18 protein-coding genes are annotated in these 20,863 nt (G+C 64.3%); 10 read left to right on the plus strand and 8 right to left on the minus strand.

The window, feature by feature from the left end:
- Positions 1-12: 12 nt before the first annotated feature.
- The 3 genes from ACQP2U_RS02210 to acs form a co-directional block, all read right to left on the minus strand.
- A complete protein-coding gene (locus tag ACQP2U_RS02210; protein ID WP_433713147.1) occupies positions 13-513 on the minus strand; it encodes a phage holin family protein in 501 nt (166 codons plus the stop codon).
- On the minus strand, positions 510-1,769 hold the full coding sequence (nhaA, locus tag ACQP2U_RS02215; protein ID WP_433716333.1) for a Na+/H+ antiporter NhaA: 1,260 nt from the start codon (positions 1,767-1,769) through the stop codon (positions 510-512). Before nhaA ends, ACQP2U_RS02210 begins: the two co-directional genes overlap by 4 nt.
- Before the next feature lie 176 nt (positions 1,770-1,945).
- Complete coding sequence (acs, locus tag ACQP2U_RS02220; protein WP_433713148.1) at positions 1,946-3,898, minus strand: acetate--CoA ligase; 1,953 nt, start codon at positions 3,896-3,898, stop codon at positions 1,946-1,948.
- A 457-nt stretch (positions 3,899-4,355) separates the two neighbouring features.
- On the opposite strand from acs, the gene ACQP2U_RS02225 reads away from it, so the two are divergent.
- The 7 genes from ACQP2U_RS02225 to ACQP2U_RS02255 all read left to right on the plus strand — a co-directional run bounded on the left by ACQP2U_RS02225 (position 4,356) and on the right by ACQP2U_RS02255 (position 13,400).
- A complete protein-coding gene (locus ACQP2U_RS02225) occupies positions 4,356-5,930 on the plus strand; it encodes a peptide ABC transporter substrate-binding protein (RefSeq protein ID WP_433713149.1) in 1,575 nt (524 codons plus the stop codon).
- 64 nt (positions 5,931-5,994) lie between these two features.
- A complete protein-coding gene (locus tag ACQP2U_RS02230) occupies positions 5,995-6,921 on the plus strand; it encodes an ABC transporter permease (protein ID WP_397037666.1) in 927 nt (308 codons plus the stop codon).
- A complete protein-coding gene (locus ACQP2U_RS02235) occupies positions 6,914-7,867 on the plus strand; it encodes an ABC transporter permease (RefSeq protein ID WP_397037668.1) in 954 nt (317 codons plus the stop codon). The genes ACQP2U_RS02230 and ACQP2U_RS02235 overlap by 8 nt, the downstream gene beginning before the upstream one ends.
- An 8-nt stretch (positions 7,868-7,875) precedes the next feature.
- Complete coding sequence (locus ACQP2U_RS02240) at positions 7,876-9,567, plus strand: dipeptide ABC transporter ATP-binding protein (protein WP_433713151.1); 1,692 nt, start codon at positions 7,876-7,878, stop codon at positions 9,565-9,567.
- A 266-nt stretch (positions 9,568-9,833) separates the two neighbouring features.
- Complete coding sequence (locus tag ACQP2U_RS02245; protein WP_433713152.1) at positions 9,834-11,243, plus strand: NF041680 family putative transposase; 1,410 nt, start codon at positions 9,834-9,836, stop codon at positions 11,241-11,243.
- 386 nt (positions 11,244-11,629) lie between these two features.
- Positions 11,630-12,694 carry a beta-ketoacyl-ACP synthase 3 gene (locus ACQP2U_RS02250; protein WP_433716334.1) on the plus strand — a complete coding sequence of 355 codons (1,065 nt, stop codon included), beginning with the start codon at positions 11,630-11,632 and terminating at the stop codon, positions 12,692-12,694.
- A gap of 19 nt (positions 12,695-12,713) precedes the next feature.
- Complete coding sequence (locus ACQP2U_RS02255) at positions 12,714-13,400, plus strand: lysoplasmalogenase (protein WP_433716336.1); 687 nt, start codon at positions 12,714-12,716, stop codon at positions 13,398-13,400.
- Positions 13,401-13,735: 335 nt separating this feature from the next.
- Here ACQP2U_RS02255 and ACQP2U_RS02260 read toward each other — a convergent pair whose 3' ends face one another.
- The 3 genes from ACQP2U_RS02260 to ACQP2U_RS02270 form a co-directional block, all read right to left on the minus strand.
- A complete protein-coding gene (locus ACQP2U_RS02260; protein WP_433713154.1) occupies positions 13,736-14,188 on the minus strand; it encodes a hypothetical protein in 453 nt (150 codons plus the stop codon).
- Positions 14,189-14,933: 745 nt separating this feature from the next.
- The gene (locus ACQP2U_RS02265) at positions 14,934-15,587 is read right to left on the minus strand and encodes a LuxR C-terminal-related transcriptional regulator (RefSeq protein WP_433713155.1); all 654 of its coding nucleotides are present in this window, start codon (positions 15,585-15,587) and stop codon (positions 14,934-14,936) included.
- Positions 15,584-16,948, minus strand: coding sequence for a sensor histidine kinase (locus ACQP2U_RS02270; protein WP_433713156.1), 1,365 nt, complete (start codon positions 16,946-16,948; stop codon positions 15,584-15,586). The genes ACQP2U_RS02265 and ACQP2U_RS02270 overlap by 4 nt, the downstream gene beginning before the upstream one ends.
- A gap of 95 nt (positions 16,949-17,043) precedes the next feature.
- Between ACQP2U_RS02270 and ACQP2U_RS02275 the strand changes: the two genes are divergently transcribed.
- The 3 genes from ACQP2U_RS02275 to ACQP2U_RS02285 all read left to right on the plus strand — a co-directional run bounded on the left by ACQP2U_RS02275 (position 17,044) and on the right by ACQP2U_RS02285 (position 19,385).
- Complete coding sequence (locus ACQP2U_RS02275) at positions 17,044-17,382, plus strand: DUF4190 domain-containing protein (protein ID WP_433713157.1); 339 nt, start codon at positions 17,044-17,046, stop codon at positions 17,380-17,382.
- Between the two features lie 116 nt (positions 17,383-17,498).
- Positions 17,499-18,179 carry a TrmH family RNA methyltransferase gene (locus tag ACQP2U_RS02280; RefSeq protein WP_433713159.1) on the plus strand — a complete coding sequence of 227 codons (681 nt, stop codon included), beginning with the start codon at positions 17,499-17,501 and terminating at the stop codon, positions 18,177-18,179.
- A gap of 117 nt (positions 18,180-18,296) precedes the next feature.
- Positions 18,297-19,385, plus strand: a complete 1,089-nt coding sequence (locus tag ACQP2U_RS02285; protein WP_433716337.1) for a glycoside hydrolase family 76 protein — start codon at positions 18,297-18,299, stop codon at positions 19,383-19,385.
- Positions 19,386-19,388: 3 nt separating this feature from the next.
- On the opposite strand, the gene ACQP2U_RS02290 is transcribed toward ACQP2U_RS02285, so the two are convergent.
- Positions 19,389-20,072: a DedA family protein gene (locus ACQP2U_RS02290; protein WP_433716338.1), complete on the minus strand. Its 684-nt coding sequence runs from the start codon at positions 20,070-20,072 to the stop codon at positions 19,389-19,391.
- Between the two features lie 19 nt (positions 20,073-20,091).
- Positions 20,092-20,748, minus strand: coding sequence for a DedA family protein (locus tag ACQP2U_RS02295; RefSeq protein ID WP_397031180.1), 657 nt, complete (start codon positions 20,746-20,748; stop codon positions 20,092-20,094).
- Between the last annotated feature and the right edge of the window lie 115 nt (positions 20,749-20,863).

Here is a 20,863-nt window from a genome sequence, read left to right on the forward strand (position 1 = left end):
CCGCGCCGGGCCCTAGTTCGACGGCTTCTCGAGAGCGAGGTGTTCTTCGTGCGAGCCGAAGCCACTCGGCAGCACCGTGCGTGCCTGCTTGAGCGAATCGATGGTCTTCTCCGGCGCCCGCAGTTTCTTGACTCGCAGATAGCCGAGCAGGGCCAAGACCGCCGTCGCCACGATCATCAGCAGGAACACGATGAGGAAGGCCGCCCAGCGCGCCAGCCAGACGTCGAGCAGCTCGCCGAGGAAGAAGAAAAAGAAGAAGGTGCTGAACAGCAGCACGGTCAGCGCGAGGATGAAGTAGACGCTGCCCTGCAGCCCCTTCTTGATCTCCCCGGTCACCTCGGCCTTGGCCAGCTCGACCTCGGCCCGCACCAGCGTCGACATCTGCTCGGTGGCATCGCGGACCAGGGTGCCGAAGCTCGCCGACCCGGCCGGGTTGGCGTCCGAGAGGGGAATAGAGGTGACAGTGCGGTCGCGACGCGACTGGTCCCCGTTACCGCCGTTTGCGAAACTCACTTCGTCGACCCTTCTCCCTGTCCCGGCACTGCTTGCGCCTCAGTCTCTCGTTCTATCGCACGCGCGTCCCGCCGCGCCTGGTGGACACGCCCACGCCGCAACAGTAGCGCCGAACCCGCGAGCGACGCCGTCATTGACGTCACCAACACCGCGGCTTTGGCCAATTCGACGGCTGAGCCGTCACCGACGTCGGTCAGCGCGAGTTCTGCCACCAGAAGGCTAACGGTGAAGCCGATCGCGCCGAGCACCGAGAGGGCGAACATGTCTCGGTAGCCGAGACCGACCGGACGTTTCGCCATGCCCAATCGGATTGCCACCCAGCTTATTCCGAAGATACCGAGGGTCTTGCCGAGCAGTAATCCGAGAACTATGGCCAGTGGCAGCCGGTCACTGAACAGGTGCTGGAAAACCTTGCCGTCCAATGGAACTCCGGAGGCGAACAAGGCGAACAGCGGCACACAGAGTCCGGCCGAGATCGGCTGGATCATATGCTCTAGCCGCGTTGCGGGAGCTTCGGTCTCGCCCGGGTCCTTGCGCACCCTGGTGAGCAGACCGAGCGCGACACCGGCCAGCGTCGGATGGATGCCCGCCTCGTGCAGCGCGTACCAGGAGACCAGCGCCAGCGGCACGTAAAGCAGTGGTGTGGATATCCGCTTGTGCTGGGCCAGCGCCCACATCGCGAAACAGGCCGCCGCGCCCAGCAGCCACAGCGCCGACAGCGTCGCGGTGAACAGCACCGCGATCAGGATGATGGCGAGCAGATCGTCGACCACCGCGAGACTCAACAGGAAGACCCGCGCGCTGGTCGGGATCCGGGATCCGGTCATGGCAAGCACGGCCAGCGCGAATGCGATATCGGTCGCCACCGGGATCGCCCAGCCCCGGTCCATTCCGTCCACGCCGAATCCGACCGCGAATGCGATCAGCGCCGGAGTGACCACCCCGCCCACCGCCGCGATGATCGGCAGCACAGCCCGCTTGGGATCGGCGAGCTCGCCGACCACCAGCTCGCGTTTGAGCTCCAATCCGGCGACGAAGAAGAAAACGGCGAGCAGACCGTCCTTGGTCCAGTCCGCGACGGTGAAATCCAGATGCAGTGCCTTGATCGGCAGGGCGTACTGGGTGAGGGTGAGGTAGCTCTGGCCCCAGGGCGAGTTCACCCACAGCAATGCGGCAGCAGCCGCGATCAGAAGTATCGCCCCACCAATGGTTTCGGTGCGTAGATACCGCGTCAGTTCCGAGCGCACTTGGGTGATCACGGGAAACCTTCCGCCGGGGTTGGCTGGACCGCGGACGCGCAATCCCACCGATCCGGCGTTCAGGTACACGACCGCATGCCGACCAGGCTTCCCGGCACACCTCACGCAATACTAACGGGTAGGGCCGGTGACGAATTTCGTCACCGGCCCGAGGATGTGCGGGATGCGGTGCATCAGGCGCGGCTGGCCCGGATCGCCTCGAAAACATTGGGATCGACTAGCGTCGAGGTGTCGCCCAAGTCGCGCCCCTCGGCGACATCGCGCAGCAGTCGCCGCATGATCTTGCCGCTGCGGGTCTTGGGCAGTTCGGGCACCACGTGGATCTCGCGCGGCCGGGCGATCGGGCTGATCTCCCGCGACACCTCCGCCTTCAGTTCGTCGATCAACGCGTCGCCGGTGTCCTTGGCCTCGGCTGTCAGGATCACGAAGGCGACGATGCCCTGTCCGGTGGTCGCATCGCTTGCGCCCACCACGGCGGCCTCGGCTACCCCGGAGTGACCGACCAGCGCGGATTCGACCTCGGCGGTAGAGATGCGGTGACCCGACACATTCATCACATCGTCGACCCGGCCGAGCACCCACAGATCGCCGTCGGCATCGAGCTTGGCGCCGTCACCGGCGAAGTACCAGCCATGCTCGGCGTAGCGCTCCCAGTAGGTGGCCCGATAGCGGTCCATATCGCCCCAGATGCCGCGCAGCATGGACGGCCACGGCTGATCGAGCACCAGATAGCCGTTGGCCTCGGTCTCACCGAGTTCGACCGCCTTGCCCTCCTCGTCGACGACTTTCGCCGAAATACCGGGCAGTGCGGTCATCGCGGCGCCGGGTTTGGCGGTGGTAACACCCGGCAGCGGGGAGATCATGATCGACCCCGTCTCGGTCTGCCACCAGGTGTCCACGATGGGCGCGGAGTTCGCGCCGATCACCTCGCGGTACCAGCGCCACGCCTCCGGATTGATCGGTTCGCCGACGCTGCCGAGCACCCGGATGCTGGACAGATCGTGGGCCGCCGGAATCTCCCTGCCCCACTTCATGAAGGTGCGCACCAGGGTTGGAGCCGTGTAATAGATTGTGACGCCGTACTTTTCGACGATATTCCAGTGTCGGTGCTCATCCGGGAAGTTCGGCGTGCCCTCGTATACGACCTGAGTGGTCCGGTTCGACAGCGGTCCGTAGACGATGTAAGTGTGCCCGGTGACCCAGCCGATATCGGCAGTGCACCAGTAGATATCTTGTCCGGCCTTGTGGTCGAAGACATTGTGGTGGGTGTAAGACGCCTGGGTGAGAAATCCGCCGCTGGTATGCAGGATGCCCTTGGGCTTACCCGTGGTGCCGGAGGTGTAGAGGATGAACAGCGGATGCTCGGCATCGAAGGCCTGCGCCCGGTGTTCGGGGGCGGCCTGTGCGACGGTCTCGTGCCACCACAGGTCGCGGCCATCGGTCCACGGCACCTCGATCTCGGTGCGGCGCACTACCAGTACGTGTTCGACACTGTGCGGCACATCGCCGTTGGCGTAGAGCGCCTCGTCGACGGCTCCTTTGAGTGGTGCGGCCTTACCGCGACGCCACTGACCGTCGGTGGTGATGATCAACCGGGCGCTCGCATCGTCGACGCGCTGGCGCAGCGCGGTCGGTGAGAAGCCCGCGAAGACCACCGAATGGGTCAGGCCGAGTCGGGCGCACGCCAGCATCGACACGATCGCCTCGGGAACCATCGGCATATAGATGGCGACCCGATCGCCCGCTTCGAGTCCGAGTTCGGTCAGATAATTTGCGGCGCGGGAAACTTCGGCGAGGAGCTCGGCATAGGTGATATCGCGGGAGTCGCCCGGTTCGCCCTCCCAGTGGATGGCGACCTGATCGCCGTGCCCGTCGAGCACATGGCGGTCCACACAGTTGTAGGCGACATTGAGCTTGCCGTCGACGAACCACTTCGCGACGGGCGCGTCACTCCAGTCGAGCACCTGCGTCCACGGCTGCTCCCAATGCAGCCGCTCGGCCTGCTCGGCCCAGAACGCGTCGCGATCGGCCGCGGCCTGCTGGTACAACGACGCGTCGGCATTCGCCGCCGCGGCGAATTCCGCGGTCGGCGGGTACGAGTCCCGGTTGTCGGTGGATTCGGTCATCTCGTCTCTTCCTCACGTAGCCCCGTGGTGCTGGCAGTCGCAGTCGATTTCGACAGTAACCAACTGTGATCCAGCCCGCGCCTGCTGTGTCCATTGGGTTTCCATCGCGTCACCGCGGCGGGTATCCTGCGCGATCCGCTGACAAACCGGGCCTTCGGTAGCTATCGTCATAGACCAACAGCTACGGACACCGGAAGCCCCAACGGAGGCATACTTCCGGCGGATGCCTGTCTTCTCCTTAATGTTTAGCGCGTTTCAACGATGTTGCCGGATTGGTAACAAGTGGAACGAACCTCTGTCAATCCGGTGACAAGGCTGCTTCGAATAGCTAACGTCCCAGGCATTCCAAGGCGGATCGAGTCGAGGCGCGCTGGGCAAATACTCATGCGTCGTCGCGGATCCCCTTCGCCTGTCTCGAAATCGGGAGAACGCGTTGAGATTCAACAGAGCTACAGCGTTGACCGCGGCAGTCCTGCTGGCCACAAGCCTGGGACTGTCCGCATGTTCGTCGAGCGATAGTGCCGACGCCGACATCGTCACCACCAACGGTGGCGAACCGCAGAATCCATTGGTGCCGACCAACACCAATGAGAATATGGGCGGTCGCGTTGTGGACCGGCTATTCGCCGGTCTGAAGTACTACGACGGCAAAGGCGTCGCGCACGACGAGATGGCCGAGTCCATCAAGACCAACGACCGCAAGACCTACACGATCACCATCAAGCCGGGCTGGAAGTTCACCGACGGCACCACGGTGACCGCGAAGTCGTTCGTCGACGCATGGAACTACGGCGCGCTCGGCACCAACGGTCAGCTGCAGAGTTACGCGTTCACACCGATCGTCGGATTCGACGAGGTTTCGGTGGAAAAGCCCACGGCACAAACGATGTCGGGTCTGAAGGTGGTCGATGACCGAACCTTCACCGTCGAGCTGAAGTCGCCGTCCATCGACTTCGAGACCGAACTCGGCTACGCGCCGTTCTATCCGCTGCCCGATGCCGCATTCAAGGATATGAAGGCCTTCGGTGAGAACCCGATCGGCAATGGACCGTACAAGTTCCAGACCTGGGAGCACAACGTCAAGATCGACCTGACGCCCAACCCGGACTACAAGGGCGGACGTGCGCCCAAGAACAAGGGTCTGCGCTTCGTCATGTACCAGTCGTTCGATACCGCTTACTCGGATCTGCAGGCAGGCAATCTCGATACCCTCGACACGATTCCGGACAGTGCGCTGACTTCCTACAAGAAGGACCTCGGCGACCGCGCGATCCTGAATCCGTCCGCGCAGAACCAGCACATCGGCGTCCAGGCCAATGTCCCGCACTTCGGCGGTGAGGAAGGGCTGCTGCGTCGCCGGGCCATTTCGATGGCGATCAACCGGCAGCAGATCTGCGACACCATCTTCAACGGCACCAAGATTCCGGCACGCGACTTCACCTCGAGCACCCTGCCCGGATTCAACGGCAACCTGCCCGGCTCGGAGGTGCTGAAGTACAACCCCGAAGAGGCCAAGAAGGTTTGGGCGCAGGCCGATGCCATTTCGCCGTGGTCGGGTCGCTACGAGATCGCCTACAACTCCGACGGCGGCCACCAGGCGTGGATCGAGGCCGTGGCCAACAGCATCAAGAACACCCTCGGTATCGATGCCGTCGGCGCGCCGTATCCGACATTCAAGAACATCCGAGATCTGGTGAATCAGAAGACGATCGGCAAGGCGTTCCGCTACGGCTGGCAGGGTGACTACCCGACCATGCTGCAGTTCCTCACCTCGCAGTACTACAGCTACTCCGAGACCAATAACGTCGACTACAAGAGCCCCGAATTCGACCATCTGCTCGACGCCGCACTGGCCGCGCCGACGCTGGACGAGTCGTACAAGATCGTGGCGCAGGCGCAGGCGTTGCTGATCAAGGATATGGCCGACATCCCGGTGCTCGATTACCTTGCCGCGGCGGGACGTTCGGACAAGGTGAAGCATGCCGACCTGGCCTGGAATGGCCTGTTCGACTTCGAAAACATCGAGAAGTAGCCGCTCGGCGCGGTCGTGCCGCAGATTCTGACGGCACGGCCGCGCCGCTCACCCAGGAGAAGAAATGGCCTGGTATGTCGTGCGGCGTCTGCTTCAAATGATCCCCGTCTTCCTCGGGGCGACGCTGCTCATCTACGCACTGGTCTTCCTAGTTCCGGGCGATCCGATCCACGCGCTGGCCGGCGACAAGCCGATGACGCCTGCGGTGGAGGCGCAACTGCGTGCGCGCTATCACCTGGATCGCCCCTTCATCGTGCAGTATCTGCTGTATCTGAAGGGCATTTTCACCCTCGACTTCGGGACGGCCTTCTCCGGCCGCCCGGTGCGCGATGAACTCGCCCGCGCATTCCCGATCACCATCAAATTGGCATTGATGGCGGTGCTCATCGAGGGTATCTTCGGCGTGCTCTTCGGTCTGATCGCTGGACTGCGCAAAGGCAAACTGTTCGACTCGACGCTGCTGGTGGTCAGCCTGATCATCATCGCGGTCCCGATCTTCGTGATCGGCTTCCTGGCCCAGTTCGTACTGGGGGTGAAGTGGGGTATCGCGCCGGTGACCGTCACCGGGAAGGCGAGTATCGGTGAATTGCTCGTGCCCGCATTCGTGCTCGGGTCGCTGTCATTCGCCTATGTGCTGCGGCTGACCCGAAACTCGGTGGCGGAGAACATGTCCGCCGATTACGTGCGCACCGCGACCGCGAAGGGGCTCAGTAGACCGCGTGTGGTCACCGTGCACATTCTGCGTAATTCGATGATTCCGGTGATCACCTTTCTCGGCGCCGATCTCGGTGCGCTGATCGGCGGCGCGGTCGTCACCGAGGGCATCTTCAATATTCCGGGCGTGGGCGGGACGATGTACCAGGCGATTACCCGCGGGGAGCCACCGACGGTGGTCTCGTTCGTGACCGTGCTCATCGTGATCTTCCTGATCTCGAATCTGATCATCGATCTGCTCTATGCCGCGCTCGACCCGAGGATCCGATATGCCTGAGCTCGAGAAGAAAGCTCGGGACCGGCAGCGGCATTTCGTCGCGCCGCCCGATGAAGTCGAGGTGCTCGCCACCGATCAGGTCGTCGATACCGGTTCGCCGACCAGCATCTGGCAGGACGCGTGGCGACAGTTGCGCCGCAATCCGATCTTCATCGTGGCCGCGGTGCTGATCGTGTTCATCGCCATTGTGGTGCTCTGGCCCGGCCTGTTCTCCGATCAGGATCCGCGCTACTGCAATGGCGATTTCAGTATGGATCCGCGCGGGCCCGGACACCCCTTCGGATTCGATAAACAGGGCTGCGATGTCTACACCCGAACGGTGTACGGCGCACGGGCTTCGGTAATGGCAGGGCTGGGTGCCACTACGGTATTCCTGCTCGTCGGCGGCACGCTCGGGGCCCTAGCGGGGTTCTACGGCGGGCTGCTCGATTCGGTGGTATCGCGCATCGCGGAGATCTTCTATGCGATTCCGCTGATGCTGGCCGCGATCGTCATCATGCAGCTGCTCGATTCGCGCACGATCTGGACGGTCATCCTGATTCTGGCCGCGTTCACCTGGCCGCAGGCCGCCCGTATCGCGCGCAGTGCGGTGATCGAGGCAAAGAACAGTGAATATGTCACGGCGGCAAAGGCATTGGGGGTATCGCGAATACGCACGCTGCTGCGTCATGTGCTGCCCAATGCGGCCGGACCGCTGATCGTGGTCACCACGATCTGGCTCGGCGCATTCATCGTCACCGAGGCGACACTGTCCTATCTCGGTGTCGGCCTGCCGCGCACGATCGTGTCCTGGGGCTCGGATATCAATACCAATCAGCACGAACTGCGCGGCGGCTCGCCGATCTTGTTCTATCCCGCAACGGCTTTGGCGCTCACCGTGCTGAGCTTCATCCTGCTCGGTGACGCGCTGCGGGACGCGCTCGATCCGAAGGCAAGGAAGAGGTGACCGCGGCGATGTCGGATAAACCATTGCTCGAGATCGAGGATCTCAATGTCTGCTTCTCCTCCGAGGGCAAGAAGATTCCGGCGGTTCGCGATGTCGGTCTGACGGTTTATCCGGGTCAGACCGTTGCCATTGTCGGCGAATCCGGATCCGGAAAATCCACGACCGCGCACAGCATTATCGACCTGCTGCCCGGCACCGGACAGGTCACCTCCGGCTCGATCAGATTCGACGGCAAGGATCTGGCGAAGGCGTCGAAGAAGGAGGTGGTTGCGGTCCGCGGCAGCGGAATCGGATTGGTGCCGCAGGATCCGATGTCGAATCTGAACCCGGTGTGGAAGATCGGCTTCCAGATCCGAGAGACCTTGGAGGCAAACGGCATTGCCAAGGGCAAGGCGGCCGAGCAGCGCGCTATCGAACTGCTCGAGGAAGCCGGGATGTCGGATGCGGCGCGCCGGGTGAACCAGTATCCGCACGAATTCTCCGGCGGTATGCGCCAGCGCGCGCTCATCGCCATCGGATTGGCCTGCCGTCCCAAACTGCTGATCGCCGACGAGCCGACCTCGGCTCTCGACGTGACGGTGCAGCGGCAGATCCTCGACCACCTCGACGGACTCACCAGCGAACTCGGCACCGCGGTTCTGCTCATCACCCACGACCTCGGCCTAGCTGCCGAACGTGCCGAGCACCTGGTGGTGATGTATCGCGGCAGAGTGGTGGAATCCGGCCCGGCGCTGCGGATTCTGCGCGAACCGCAGCATCTGTACACCAAGAAGCTGGTGAATTCCGCGCCCTCGCTCGCCTCGCAGCGATTGTCCTCGGTGCGCGAACGCATCGAGGTGCGCAAGCAGGCCATACAGGTCGCCGAGGAGGTCGCGGCGGCTGATAGCGAAATCGCGGCGGTCTCCGATGACGTGGTGGTAGCGCTGAATCTGACCAAGGCGTTCAAGATTCGAGGTAGCACGCCGTGGAAGTCGACGGATTTCGTCGCGGTCGATGATGTGTCGTTCCGGCTGAAGCGCGGCACGACCACGGCCATTGTCGGCGAGTCCGGTTCGGGCAAATCGACTGTGGCACAGATGGTTCTGGGTCTGCTCGAACCGACCTCCGGTTCGGTGTCCTTCGACGGTCGCGAAGTCGCGAAGCTGGATCGTAAGGGAGCGTTCGCTTTTCGCCGTCGGGTGCAGCCGGTCTTCCAGGACCCTTACGGTTCACTGGATCCGATGTACTCGATCTACCGCACCATCGAGGAGCCGCTGCGCACGCACAGAATCGGCACGGCCAAGGAACGTGAGGCGACGGTGCGCGACCTATTGGACAAGGTGTCGCTGCCATCCTCGGTAATGCGCCGCTACCCCAATGAACTCTCCGGCGGCCAGCGTCAGCGCGTCGCGGTGGCCCGTGCGCTCGCGCTCTCCCCGGAGGTCGTGGTGTGCGACGAGGCGGTGTCCGCACTCGATGTCCTCGTCCAGGCGCAGATCCTCAAGCTGCTCAACGACCTACAAGCCGAGCTCGGGCTGTCGTATCTGTTCATCACCCATGACTTGGCCGTCGTCCGGCAGATCGCCGACGACGTCCTGGTCATGCAGACCGGCAGGATCGTCGAAGCGGCGACCACCGACGAGGTCTTCCAGAACCCGAAGGAGGAATACACCCGCCGCCTGCTCGACGCCATTCCCGGACGGGACCTGCTGGCGGGCTGACCAGAGGGCGATACATACCTCGCGGACCGGACCCCGGCGGCGCGGGTCTTAGCTTTTCTTTTAACCTCTGCCTGTCGCAGCCGAAGTGATCGGCTGCGACAGGCAGAAGTTGTTTAGGCGAGAATTGTTGGTGCCGTGGAGATTTCGTTCTCGTTCGGCAGCGTGTCGGCGTGACTCTGGGCGGCCACCGCATCATCATCGTCGGGTTCTGTCCAAAGAGCCTGAAAAGAGACGCGGTGGCCGTGGGTGCCAGTGTGCCTCAAGCGATGAGTTCGGTCGAGTCAACGCGCTCGTTCGATCTGGATTGTCTTGCGGTGTTTCGTAATTCGTTCTATGACTGCCTCGAGCGGCGGTCCGACGCACTGTTCGAGCTGACCGAGGCGGTGCTGTGCAGCGATGGTCCCGTGCATACCTTGGTCGGATTGTCGTTGGCCGCCGAGCACCGCCGCGGACATGGCGCGCTATATGACGGTCTGGGTAGTGGCCGTATCGACTTCGCAAGGCTGCGGCGATCCGTGGCTGGGCTGCCGGTGCCGCGTGACGGCGACGGCCGGATCTTGCTGGCCGTCGATGTCAGTCCGTGGCTGCGCCCGGACGCCGCGACCAGTCCCGATCGGGCGTTCTGCCACGTCTACGGACGCGGAAAAGGCCAAGCGCAAATGATTCCTGGGTGGCCCTACTCGTTCGTGGCGGCGCTCGAGCCCGGCCGCACATCATGGACCGCGATGCTTGACGCGGTGCGCATCGATCCCGACGACGACCTGACCACGGTGACCTCCACACAAATTCGTGAGGTTGTCGACAGACTCCGTCTGGCCGGGCAGCACCAGCCCCACGACCCGGCGATCCTGATCGTATTCGACGCCGGCTACGACATCACCCGCCTGGCATATTTGCTGGTTGACCTGCCCGTGGAACTGGTCGGCAGAATCCGCAGCGACCGGGTCCTGGCGTTGCCTGCCGCGGCCCGTCCAGCGGCCAGGACCGGACGTCCAGCCAAACACGGACCCGAATTCGTGCTCGCCGACGCCACCACCTACCCCAAACCGCAAGTGTCGACCCACACCGACACCGACCGTTACGGCTTGGCCGAAGCCAGCGCCTGGCACCGACTGCACCCCATGAACTGGGCCGACCACGCCGGCCCGCTGCCGACGATCGAGGGCACCCTGCTGCGGCTGCGGGTGCAGTACCTGCCCGGCGACCGCAACCCGAAACCGGTCTGGCTGTGGTGTTCCAACCCTGACGCCACCGCTACAGAGGTGGACCGATACTGGCGAACGTTCCTGCGCCGCTTCGACATTGAGCACACGTTCAGATTCTTCAAACAAACCCTCGGCTGGACCCGCCCCCATCTGCGCGATCCCCACGCCGCCGACCGCTGGACCTGGCTGGTAATCGCTGCCCACACCCAACTACGGCTGGCCCGCAACCTCACCCACGACCTGCGTCGCCCCTGGGAGAAACCAGCCTCCCGACCCGACCGGCTCACCCCCGCACGAGTCCGCCGAGGGTTTCGGAACCTCCGCCCGACAACAGCCCTACCCGCCAGAGCACCGAAACCCTCCCGCCCCGGCCCGGGACGCCCACCCGGCTCCAAAAACAAGCAACCCGCCCCACACCAACCAGTAGGCAAAAACGCCACAACCCCCACCAGCACAGCTGGTGGGGGTTAAAAGAAAAGCTGAGAGTGCGTCCGAGAACTGCATCGGTACCCTGCGGCAAACTGCCGTCTATCCGGGGCGCCCGGGTCCGGGAGCACGAGCACCGGTGACGAATGTCCGTGAACGGGAGGGCGCTGGCCTGCACGCTCGTGTCGGTGACCCCGCGCGGATGACGCGGAAACCGAGGTGCGAAGTCTCAGGGTGGGCACGGAGGACATCCGAAAAGGACGGTGCCGGTAAATGCCGAAAAGCTGTCTTCTAGACACGCGGTAAGCTGCGAATGCGGTCCCCGGGGTCGCTATCGCTGGTGGTCGGAGCTTCGAATCGCTCTGAAACGCCAACAGCGATGCGACCCGATACGGGGGCATTCGGACAGTGAAGGGTCGTGTGAGTTACCTGTGGTGAGCATTGCAGTCAATAACAGCCGTGCGAATGTCGCGATGCTCGGCATCGGTGCTTACCGTCCGAAACGCCTGGTCAGCAACGAAGAGGTGTGCGAGGTCCTCGATTCGACCCCGGAGTGGATCTACGAGCGCACTGGTGTGCGCAACCGTCGGTGGATCAGCGGTGACGAAACGCTGCAGTCGATTTCGGCGGCAGCCGGTGAACGCGCGATCGTCAACAGCGGCATCGACCGGTCCAAGATCGGCGCGCTGATCCTGGCCACCTCGAGCTGGCTGACGCTCACCCCGCACGGCGCCCCCAAGGTCGCCAACGACCTGGGGATGAACGGGATCGCGGCCTTCGATCTGACCTCCGGCTGCGGCGGTTTCGGCTATGGCCTCGGCGTCGCCGCCGATCTCATCCGGTCAGGATCGGCCGAATACGTGCTGCTCATCGGTGCTGAGACGATGACGGTCGGACTCGATCCGACCGATCGCGGCACCGCGATGATCTTCGGTGATGGTGCTGGTGCTGTGGTGGTCGGTCCGAGCGAGGAGAACGGTATCTCCCCGACGGTGTGGGGCAGCGACGGCGAGAATGCCTCGGCGATCGAGCAGGACGTCGACTTCCTCGAATATATGGAGAGGGCGCAGCGGCTGCAGGGCACCGATCCGGCCATCGAGCCCATCGGCCGGATGTCGCTGCGGATGGAGGGACCGCGGGTATTCCGTTGGGCGGCGGTCACTTTGCCGCGCGCGCTGGCCTCGGCGCTCGAGGTGTCGGGTGTCTCCAAGGACGATATCGAGGTCTTCATCCCGCATCAGGCCAATGCGCGCATCAACGAGCTGATGAAGAAGAACCTCGGGCTGTCCGATGACATCCCGGTGGCCAACGACATCGAGAACACCGGCAATACCTCCGCCGCGTCCATCCCGCTGGCGATGGAGGAGATGTTGGTGACCGGTAAGGCCAAGGGCGGCCAGGTGGCCTTGCTGCTCGGCTTCGGTGCGGGTCTCAGCTATGCGGGTCAGGTCGTCACGTTGCCGCCCGCCCCGAAAGAGCCGAGCTTCGGTGTCTGATTTGCGGCATTCGCGGGTCGTGCGTCCGTTCCGAGCCGGATTCCTGGTGGCTGCGGCGGCGACCGTGTATGGCGCGGTCACCGGCCGAGACAACGTGCAATGGGTTGCGAAGCCGCTGCTGATGCCGCTGTTGGCGGCGGATGCGGCAACCGATCCCGCGTTGGATCCGGTCGATCGCACGGTGCTGCTCGGTTGTCTCGGTGCCGCGACCATCGGTGATGTGCTGTTGATCGAGCCGGACGAGGATCGGCGGCTGATCGCGGGGGCATCCTCGTTCGCGGTGATGCAGACCGGATATTCGGTGCTGTGGTGGCGCCGAGGTGGGCGGCCGCGTCCGGAGATCGCGGTTCCCCGGCTGCTGGCCTGGCTCGGTGCCGCGGCATTGATGCGGGCCAAGGCGCCGACCGTCGCGGCCGCGCTGACGGCTTACGGTGCGACGCTGGGCAGTGCGGCGGTGCTGGCCTCCGATCCCGGATTGGCTCCGGCCGCGAAAAATATTGCCGGACTGAATATTCCGAGTGCCGATCCGCGTAGTCGGCTGGGCCTGGGTGCATTGCTGTTCACCGTTTCCGATGCGTTGATCGTCCTGCGGCGGCTGTTCGCGCGCGGTGAGCGTTCCCGGCGGGTCACCGAGGGCGTCATCCTGGCTACCTATGCGGCCGCGCAATATCTGCTCGCGGACCCGCGAGCGCACGCGCTGGACTGATCTCGCGCCTCGTCGATTCGGCCGAATGCTCGGTGAGCGCTCGTGCGGGGCCGACCTCGCGTGTTGATTCGATGTGTTGTGTGGATGACCGGTAAGCGCTGGTGCGGGCCGACGTCGCCCGTTGGTTCGGCGAGCTGTGTGGGTGACCGGTGAGCGCGGGCGCCGGACCGACTCTCGCGCCCGTTGATTCGGCGTGTTGTGTGGGTGACCGGTGAGCGCTTGTGCGGGCCCGAGCTCGCCCGTTGATTCGGCGTGTTGTGTGGGTGACCAGTGACCGCAGGCGCGAGACCGACCCTCGCGCCCGTTGATTCGGCGAGATGTGCGGCTGACGAAAGCTATTGCCCGAGAACGAGAATGATCCGATCCCGATTCTGCGGATCGACTCGAATCGAGATTGTCTCGCCGACCGCCAGCCGCTGCTTATCGGCCGGGGTGACATCGAAAACGATAGTGCCACGGTAACTTTCGGATCCCGGGACAACGAGCTCCAGATCGAATTCGGTCAACTCGGTGTGATGATCGGTGCGTTGCAGGGTATGCGCCCCCTCGATGGTCGCCCACCCTTCTAGCCCGTGCCGCCACAACTGCCGATCCGCGCGCGATGGCCGAGCGGCCAAGAGCATTCCGACGCCCACGCATGATCCGAACAGACCGACCAGCGCGACAATCTGAAATGGTTCGGTCCCCGGTGGCGTATGCGGTAGTAGCCAACCCAGCCAGAATGCGAGCACGATCAAATACCCGGCGGTCACCCCGAGCACTGTGCGGAGAACGCGTGCGTGATCCATGCCAGCCTCCACCCGACTGCCTGCACTTCAAGGATAGGACCGGCCACTACGGCGGGAATGCGCCTTGACCACAACCGTGACCTGCCCGTTTCCACCGCACCCGGCCAGGCGATGAGCAAGCGAATGGTCCGCGATCCGACATGGTCCCTAGCCGGGTACGGTCTCGGCGCATGGTCTTGCGCGCAGCAGTGCCGGCGAGCTACGCAGCTATTCCGCATACCCGGCATTGCCGCCGATCCGCTGTCCGGCAAACGCATCGAATCTCTGATCGACTGCTTGTGGTACGGCGGCGCACACGACCATCCGGCCAATCCGTGCCCACGCTTATGGGCACCGCCGGGTTACGGCTGAGGTGTGCGATGGATGCGCAATGATGATGTCTCGTAGTGGATCGCCGTACCCGCTTGGTCAAAGCGGCACGGTGAACCCCGGGGTCGACTTGCCGCACGGTGATGCGATCCGCACCCTTCGGACTGGGTGACGCCCGATACCCTGGACGAGGATCGGGCCGAGTGCCCGATGCGGTCACGGTCGAAGGCACGGTACAGACACCACGAACGCTGCCGCGTTGCCGACGTCCTCGCTGGACCTCGCGTAGCTGGAACTGCCGTAACCGAACAGGACTGTGATCCAGGGGCACGTCGATTTTGCCGATGGGGACGCCGTGACCGCCGTTATCGGGCTTGCAGGAAGTGGACGGTTTCCGGCTCGCTGCCTGCGGTAGGACAGGCGTGGATGAGCCGAGTCAGCCCTTCAGGCGCAGGACTGCGAGGACTCGGCGGTGGTGGGTGTCCGACGGCGGCAGATCCAGTTTGGTGAAGATGTTGCCGATGTGCTTTTCGACCGCGCGCTCGGTGACCGTGAGTGCGGTCGCGATCGCGTTGTTCGATAGTCCCTGTGCCATCAGTTCGAGGACCTCGCGCTCGCGGGGGGTGAGCCGGGCGAGCGAATCCTGTTGGCGTGACGCACTCATCAATTGGCTCACCACCTCCGGGTCGAGTGCGGTGCCGCCGGTGGCGACGCGGTCGAGGGCGTCGACGAAGTCGCGGACGTCGGCCACCCGATCCTTGAGCAGATAGCCGACGCCACTCGCGCCACCGGCGAGAAGTTCCGTGGCATAGCGGGTTTCGATCCACTGCGAGAACACCAGCACGCCGGTGAGCGGATACTTGCGGCGCAACTCGATCGCCGCGAGCAGCCCCTCGTCGGTGAAGGTCGGCGGCATCCGCACGTCCACCACAGCCACATCGGGATTGTAGGTACCGACGACATCGCTCAAGGTGGTGGCGTCGCCGACAATGGCGACGACCTCGTGGCCGCGCTCGGTCAGCAGCCCGGCCAGCCCGTCGCGCAGGATCACATTGTCCTCGGCGATGACCACCCGCAACGGCGAACTCATCGCGGCCCGGCCATCGGCAGCGCGATCGTCACCACGGTCGGTCCGCCGGTCGGACTCTGCACGGTCAGCGTGCCGTCCACCGCGCGCGCCCGTGCAGCCAGTCCGGAAAGTCCGCTGCCCGCGACATGTTCCCCGTCGATCGGCTGCAGCACACCGCCGATTCCGTTGTCGCGCACCGAGACCGCGATGGTGTGCGCATCGGTCGGCACGACCGACACCCACGCACTCGTGGCGTTCGCATGTTTGACCACATTGGTGAGCAGTTCGGCGACCGAGAAATAGGCGATCGCCTCGATGGCCGGATTCGGCCGCTGCGGCAGATGGACTCGCAGCTCCACCGGAACGGCACATCGCGAGGCCAGCGTTTCCAGTGCTGGTTCGAGCCCCAAGTCCAGTGCGGGCGGATGGATTCCGCGCACCAGTTCGCGCAATTCGGTCAGCGCCTCCTTGGCATTGGCGTGTGCGTCGGCGATCAGGTCGCGTGCGTCGCCGCCGAGCGATATCCGCTCCTCGGCCCGGCCCAAGGCCATGGCGATGGTGACCAGCCGCGCCTGTGTGCCATCGTGCAGATCCCGCTCCACGCGCCGCAGCGTAGCGGCCGAATCCTCCACCGCCGCACGACGGCTCGCGCGCAATTCGACCAGCTGACGGTCCCGCGCCGTCGCCGACAGCAATGCGATGGTGAGCAGTCCGTGCACCCAGCACACCGCGCGCAGCAGCCACGGCAGTGCGAAGCAGCAGATGATGCCGACCGCGGACATCAGCAAAACCCTTGGCCAAGTGTCTATATACAAGGATCCGAACTGGGCGAGCGAATGGTGTTCGACACCGTTGTCGTCGATATTCGTCGGGTCGAACAGCACCCACGGAATGGGCGATATCGCGACGAATACCGTCACGGCCACCACAACCAGCACCAGATAGCCGCCGACCACACCGAGCACGGCCTGCGCGAACAGGAACAGAATCGCTCGCCAACTCGCGCGATCGGTGAACGCGCTCTTCAGGAATCCGAAAAAGCCCCGCTGCGAAACATGCGGCGGCGGCGCGTCCACCGGCGTATCCAGCAGATCCCTGGCCAGCGCGCGATACACCTTCGCCCACAGTCGCGCGCCCAGAATCACCAGCGCGAGGATCGGAATGCCGATCAGGAAGATCGAGGCGTACAAACCACCGCCGAGACCGAAGAACAGATAGCAGACGGCGAGCATGCCGATCGCGAAAACCGTGAATACATAGGCGAGTTGCTTCCAGGTCCTGCCCTGGATCGGCGCCCGCAGCACCGTGCGCAGCAGCGCTCGCGCGTCCGGACCGGTCTTGCCGGTGGGCGCGTCGAGCCCGAGAGTTTGTGTTTCGGTCATGGACTCCATGGTTGTCGCCGGCACGGCGGCATTCGATCGAGCTGCCCGCCGAATCCTAGGTGTGGCCAGCCACACCACCAACTAGCATCCTGTGCATGAACTATCCGCCGCCGCCGCAGTACGGTTCGCCGTACGGCTACCCGGCCTATGGCCCGCCGCAGGATCATCCGCAGGCCATCACGATCATGATCCTCGGCGTTCTCGGCCTGCTGATGTGTCAGTTCCTGGGCCCGGTCGCGTGGGTGATGGGGAAAAAGGCGCTCAACGAGATCGACGCCTCCGGCGGTGCCATCGGTGGTCGCGGCAGCGTCCAGGCCGGATATATCTGCGGCATAATCGCCTCGATACTGCTGATCTTGACCATTGTGTTCGTCATCCTCATGGTGGTACTCGCCGCTGTCGGCGTCCTCGGCTCCTCGTCCTCGACCTACTGACCGGCCACCTGACGGAGGCGGTGTTCGACTTGCGGTATTCCCGTGTTCCCGCGTAGTTGCGCTGCGCTACCGCCTCCGGGCCCATCGTGATTGCCGCGGGAATTAGCATCGTCGGAGTGAACCACCCCGCGCCGGATACGGCCGAGCAGCCAGGCCCCACCGAATGGAGCGAGCATCCGCACGGTGTCGGGCCATGGGCGCAAGAGCACGGGGAGGCCCCACCCGAGGATCCCCGCTACGATCCGGAGCTGCTTGTCGGCGGTGACCGCCGCAATGTCGTCGATGCCTACCGCTATTGGACGCGGGAGGCGATCATCGCCGATATCGACCGTCGCAGGCATCCGTTCCATGTGGCCATCGAGAACTTCGGCCATGACGCGAATATCGGCACCGTGGTGCGTACTGCCAATGCCTTCGCCGCGGCCGCCGTGCACATTGTCGGCCGACGGCGCTGGAATCGCCGCGGCGCCATGGTCACCGACCGCTATCAGCACATCGAACACCACTCCGATATCGGCGAACTACTCGCCTTCGCCGAGCGGGAAGATCTGACCGTGGTCGCGGTGGACAATGTGCCGGGCTCGGTTCCGCTGGAAACCGTGGAGTTGCCGCGCCGCTGCCTGCTGCTGTTCGGGCAGGAAGGGCCAGGTGTGACAGAACATGCCAAGGGGGCGGCCGCGCTGACGGTTTCGATCGCGCAGTTCGGTTCGACCCGCAGTATCAATGCTGGAGTCGCGGCTGGTATCGCGATGCACGCATGGATTCGGCAACATGCCGATTTGACGTCAGCTTGGTAACGAAAAGATAGGTATTAATCGGCTCGAAGCTGGCACCATTGACCCATGACCTCGCGGAGCCCGGATACCGGGCGCGATGCTGCCCCCACGCCCGCGCTGTGGTCCGAGCGCGCGGATATGGCCGAATCCGCGATCGTTTCTCGGCACCTACGCGCGCTATGGGGCGTGCCGGGTACCGAATTGGGTGTTGTCGGTTGGCCGGCGACCCGCCGTGAACGGGGCTTCGCGACCTGGCACTACTGGTGGCAGGCGCATCTGATCGACTGTGCGGTCGATGCCGCCAACCGGGTGCCGACGCCGGCGCGACGCAAGCGCATCGCCGCCATCGCGCGGGCGCATCGGCTGCGCAATATCACCGGATGGACCAATAACTATTACGACGATATGGCCTGGCTGGCAATCGCTTTGGAGCGTGCCGAGCGAACCCAGGGCATCACCGAGGCGCGCGGTGGTCTGATCGCACTCGAGAAGGAGCTGTACGGCGCTTGGGATCCGGCGCGTGGCGGCGGTGTGCCGTGGCGGGTCGACTCGGACTATTTCAATGCCCCTGCCAACGGACCGGCCGCCATCGCGCTGCTGCGCCTCGGCCGCCACGTCCGCGCGCAGGAAATGGCGGACTGGATCGATGCGACGTTGTGCGACAAGGAATCCGGGCTGATCCTGGATGGCATCCATTTGCCCTCCGGCGAAATCGAGTGCCCGACCTTCACCTACTGCCAGGGCGTGGTGCTCGGTTTGGAAGCCGAACTCGCGGTGCACACCGGTGAACCGCGCCATAGCGAACGGGTGCACCGGCTGCTCACCGCCGTCGAGGAGCAGATGACAACCAATGGGGTGATCAATGGCGGTGGTGGCGGCGATGGCGGCCTGTTCAATGGAATCCTGGCTCGTTATCTCGCGGTGGTCGCGCTGATGCTGCCCGGCGATGAGCGCGAACAGGCGGCCGATCGGCGCACCGCGGCCGCCATTGTGCGTGCCAGCGCCGCGGCGGCCTGGGCGAACCGGCTCGAGGTCGAGGGCGAGCCGCTGTTCGGGCAGGACTGGAGCAAACCCGCCCAGTTACCCGGCGGCCGGTCCGGTGCCGGACATTTCACCGAGGGCGGTTCGGTGACTTCGTCGCAGGTGCCCGAACGCGATATGTCGGTGCAACTGTCGGGCTGGCTGCTGATGGAGGCGGCCTACCAGGTCAGCGCCGCCGGGCTGTAGCCATCAGCACTCGGACTCCAGCACGCCCGAGGGCGCGGTTTCGAAATCGAAATCCTCGGCGGGTTTGGCGATCTCCTGGCGGTAGTGCCGGATGCCGATAGCGGTGCCGATGATCAGCCCGACGACAAGGGTGCCGATGACACCTGGCATCAGCCACGGCACCCGGTCCAGGAAACTACCCGCGTAGTAGCCGATGAGCAGCAGCACCGGCGCCCAGATAATGGCGCCGACCGTGCTGGCCAGAGTGTATTTGCGGTGATCCATCCTGGCCGCGCCCGCGACCATCGGGCACAGTGTGCGCACCCATGGGATCCAGCGCGAAATGAGCACCGCGAGGAAACCGTGCCGCTGCAGCAAATCGGTGACCCGCTGCAGGTTGCGGATGTTGATGTAGCGGCCGTTCTTTCTGGCTACCAGGTGGTGGCCGGTGCGATGTCCGACGACGTAGCCGACCTGGTTGCCCGCCACGGCCGCGATCATCGCGCCGATGGACAGCGCCCAGACATGGGCCTCGCCCGCGGCGTTGGAGGCCATCACGATGCCCGCCGTGATCAGCATCGAGTCACCGGGCAGAAATAGCCCGATGATCAGCGCGCATTCGAGAAAGACGAAGGTCAGCACCACCGTCCAGACGAGCGCCGGTCCCGCCGAGGTCAGCGGATCGAAACTGCCCACCGCTAGGGGCAACTGCGCCGTGGACACCGGCTCAGTGGGTCGGCTCGTTCGTCGAGGCAGTCAGCGCGGCATCGTGCTGAGCGGCCTCGTCCGCACCGCGGTTGAGCACCTTTTTGGCCACCGCGATGATGCCGGGCAGGATCGAGATCAGGACGATGAGCAGGAAGATCGGCTCGATGTTCTTGCGGATGAATTCGATATTGCCGAGGAAGTAGCCGAGCACGGTGACGCCGCCGCCCCATAGCACGGCGCCGACGATGTCGAAGGTGACGAACTTGCGATAGTCCATCTTGGACACACCGGCCAGCACCGGCATGAACGTGCGCACGATCGGCACGAAACGGGCCAGGATGATCGTCTTCGGCCCGTGCTTTTCGAAGAAGGCATGCGTCTCGGTGACGTAATGCTTCTTGAACAACCGGGTGTCTTCCTTATGGAAAAGTGCGGGCCCGATCGCCCTGCCGATCCAATAGGCGCACTGGTCACCGGCGAAGGCGGTCACCATGACGGCGGGCAACAGCAGCCAGATCGATACCGGGGGATGCTCCGTCGCGGACAACAGGCCACCGGTGAACAGCAGCGAATCGCCCGGGAGGATCGGGAAGAGCAGACCGGTCTCGATGAAGACGATCACCAGGATCGCCGGGAGTACCGCGTTCTTGAGCCACGTCTCCGTGAGCAGGTGCATCGGGTCCAGCAACTGGGTCAATGCGACGTTGCTCGTCACCGATTCTGTCGCTGCCAGCAGAATCACGCGGCCTCCTGTCCCGGGTACGGCTGGCCTGCATTGCTTGCCACCGCAT

The sequence above is a fragment of the Nocardia sp. CA-084685 genome, from assembly GCF_050955785.1.
Lineage (GTDB): Bacteria > Actinomycetota > Actinomycetes > Mycobacteriales > Mycobacteriaceae > Nocardia.

Coding starts and splice junctions, on each gene's coding strand:
- acs (WP_433713148.1), bottom strand. CDS start 3,898: ATGACCGAATCCACCGACAACCGGGACTCGTACCCGCCGACCGCGGAA.
- ACQP2U_RS02230 (WP_397037666.1), top strand. CDS start 5,995: ATGGCCTGGTATGTCGTGCGGCGTCTGCTTCAAATGATCCCCGTCTTC.
- ACQP2U_RS02235 (WP_397037668.1), top strand. CDS start 6,914: ATGCCTGAGCTCGAGAAGAAAGCTCGGGACCGGCAGCGGCATTTCGTC.
- ACQP2U_RS02240 (WP_433713151.1), top strand. CDS start 7,876: ATGTCGGATAAACCATTGCTCGAGATCGAGGATCTCAATGTCTGCTTC.
- ACQP2U_RS02245 (WP_433713152.1), top strand. CDS start 9,834: ATGAGTTCGGTCGAGTCAACGCGCTCGTTCGATCTGGATTGTCTTGCG.
- ACQP2U_RS02260 (WP_433713154.1), bottom strand. CDS start 14,188: ATGGATCACGCACGCGTTCTCCGCACAGTGCTCGGGGTGACCGCCGGG.
- ACQP2U_RS02265 (WP_433713155.1), bottom strand. CDS start 15,587: ATGAGTTCGCCGTTGCGGGTGGTCATCGCCGAGGACAATGTGATCCTG.
- ACQP2U_RS02270 (WP_433713156.1), bottom strand. CDS start 16,948: ATGACCGAAACACAAACTCTCGGGCTCGACGCGCCCACCGGCAAGACC.
- ACQP2U_RS02275 (WP_433713157.1), top strand. CDS start 17,044: ATGAACTATCCGCCGCCGCCGCAGTACGGTTCGCCGTACGGCTACCCG.
- ACQP2U_RS02285 (WP_433716337.1), top strand. CDS start 18,297: ATGGCCGAATCCGCGATCGTTTCTCGGCACCTACGCGCGCTATGGGGC.
- ACQP2U_RS02295 (WP_397031180.1), bottom strand. CDS start 20,748: ATGCACCTGCTCACGGAGACGTGGCTCAAGAACGCGGTACTCCCGGCG.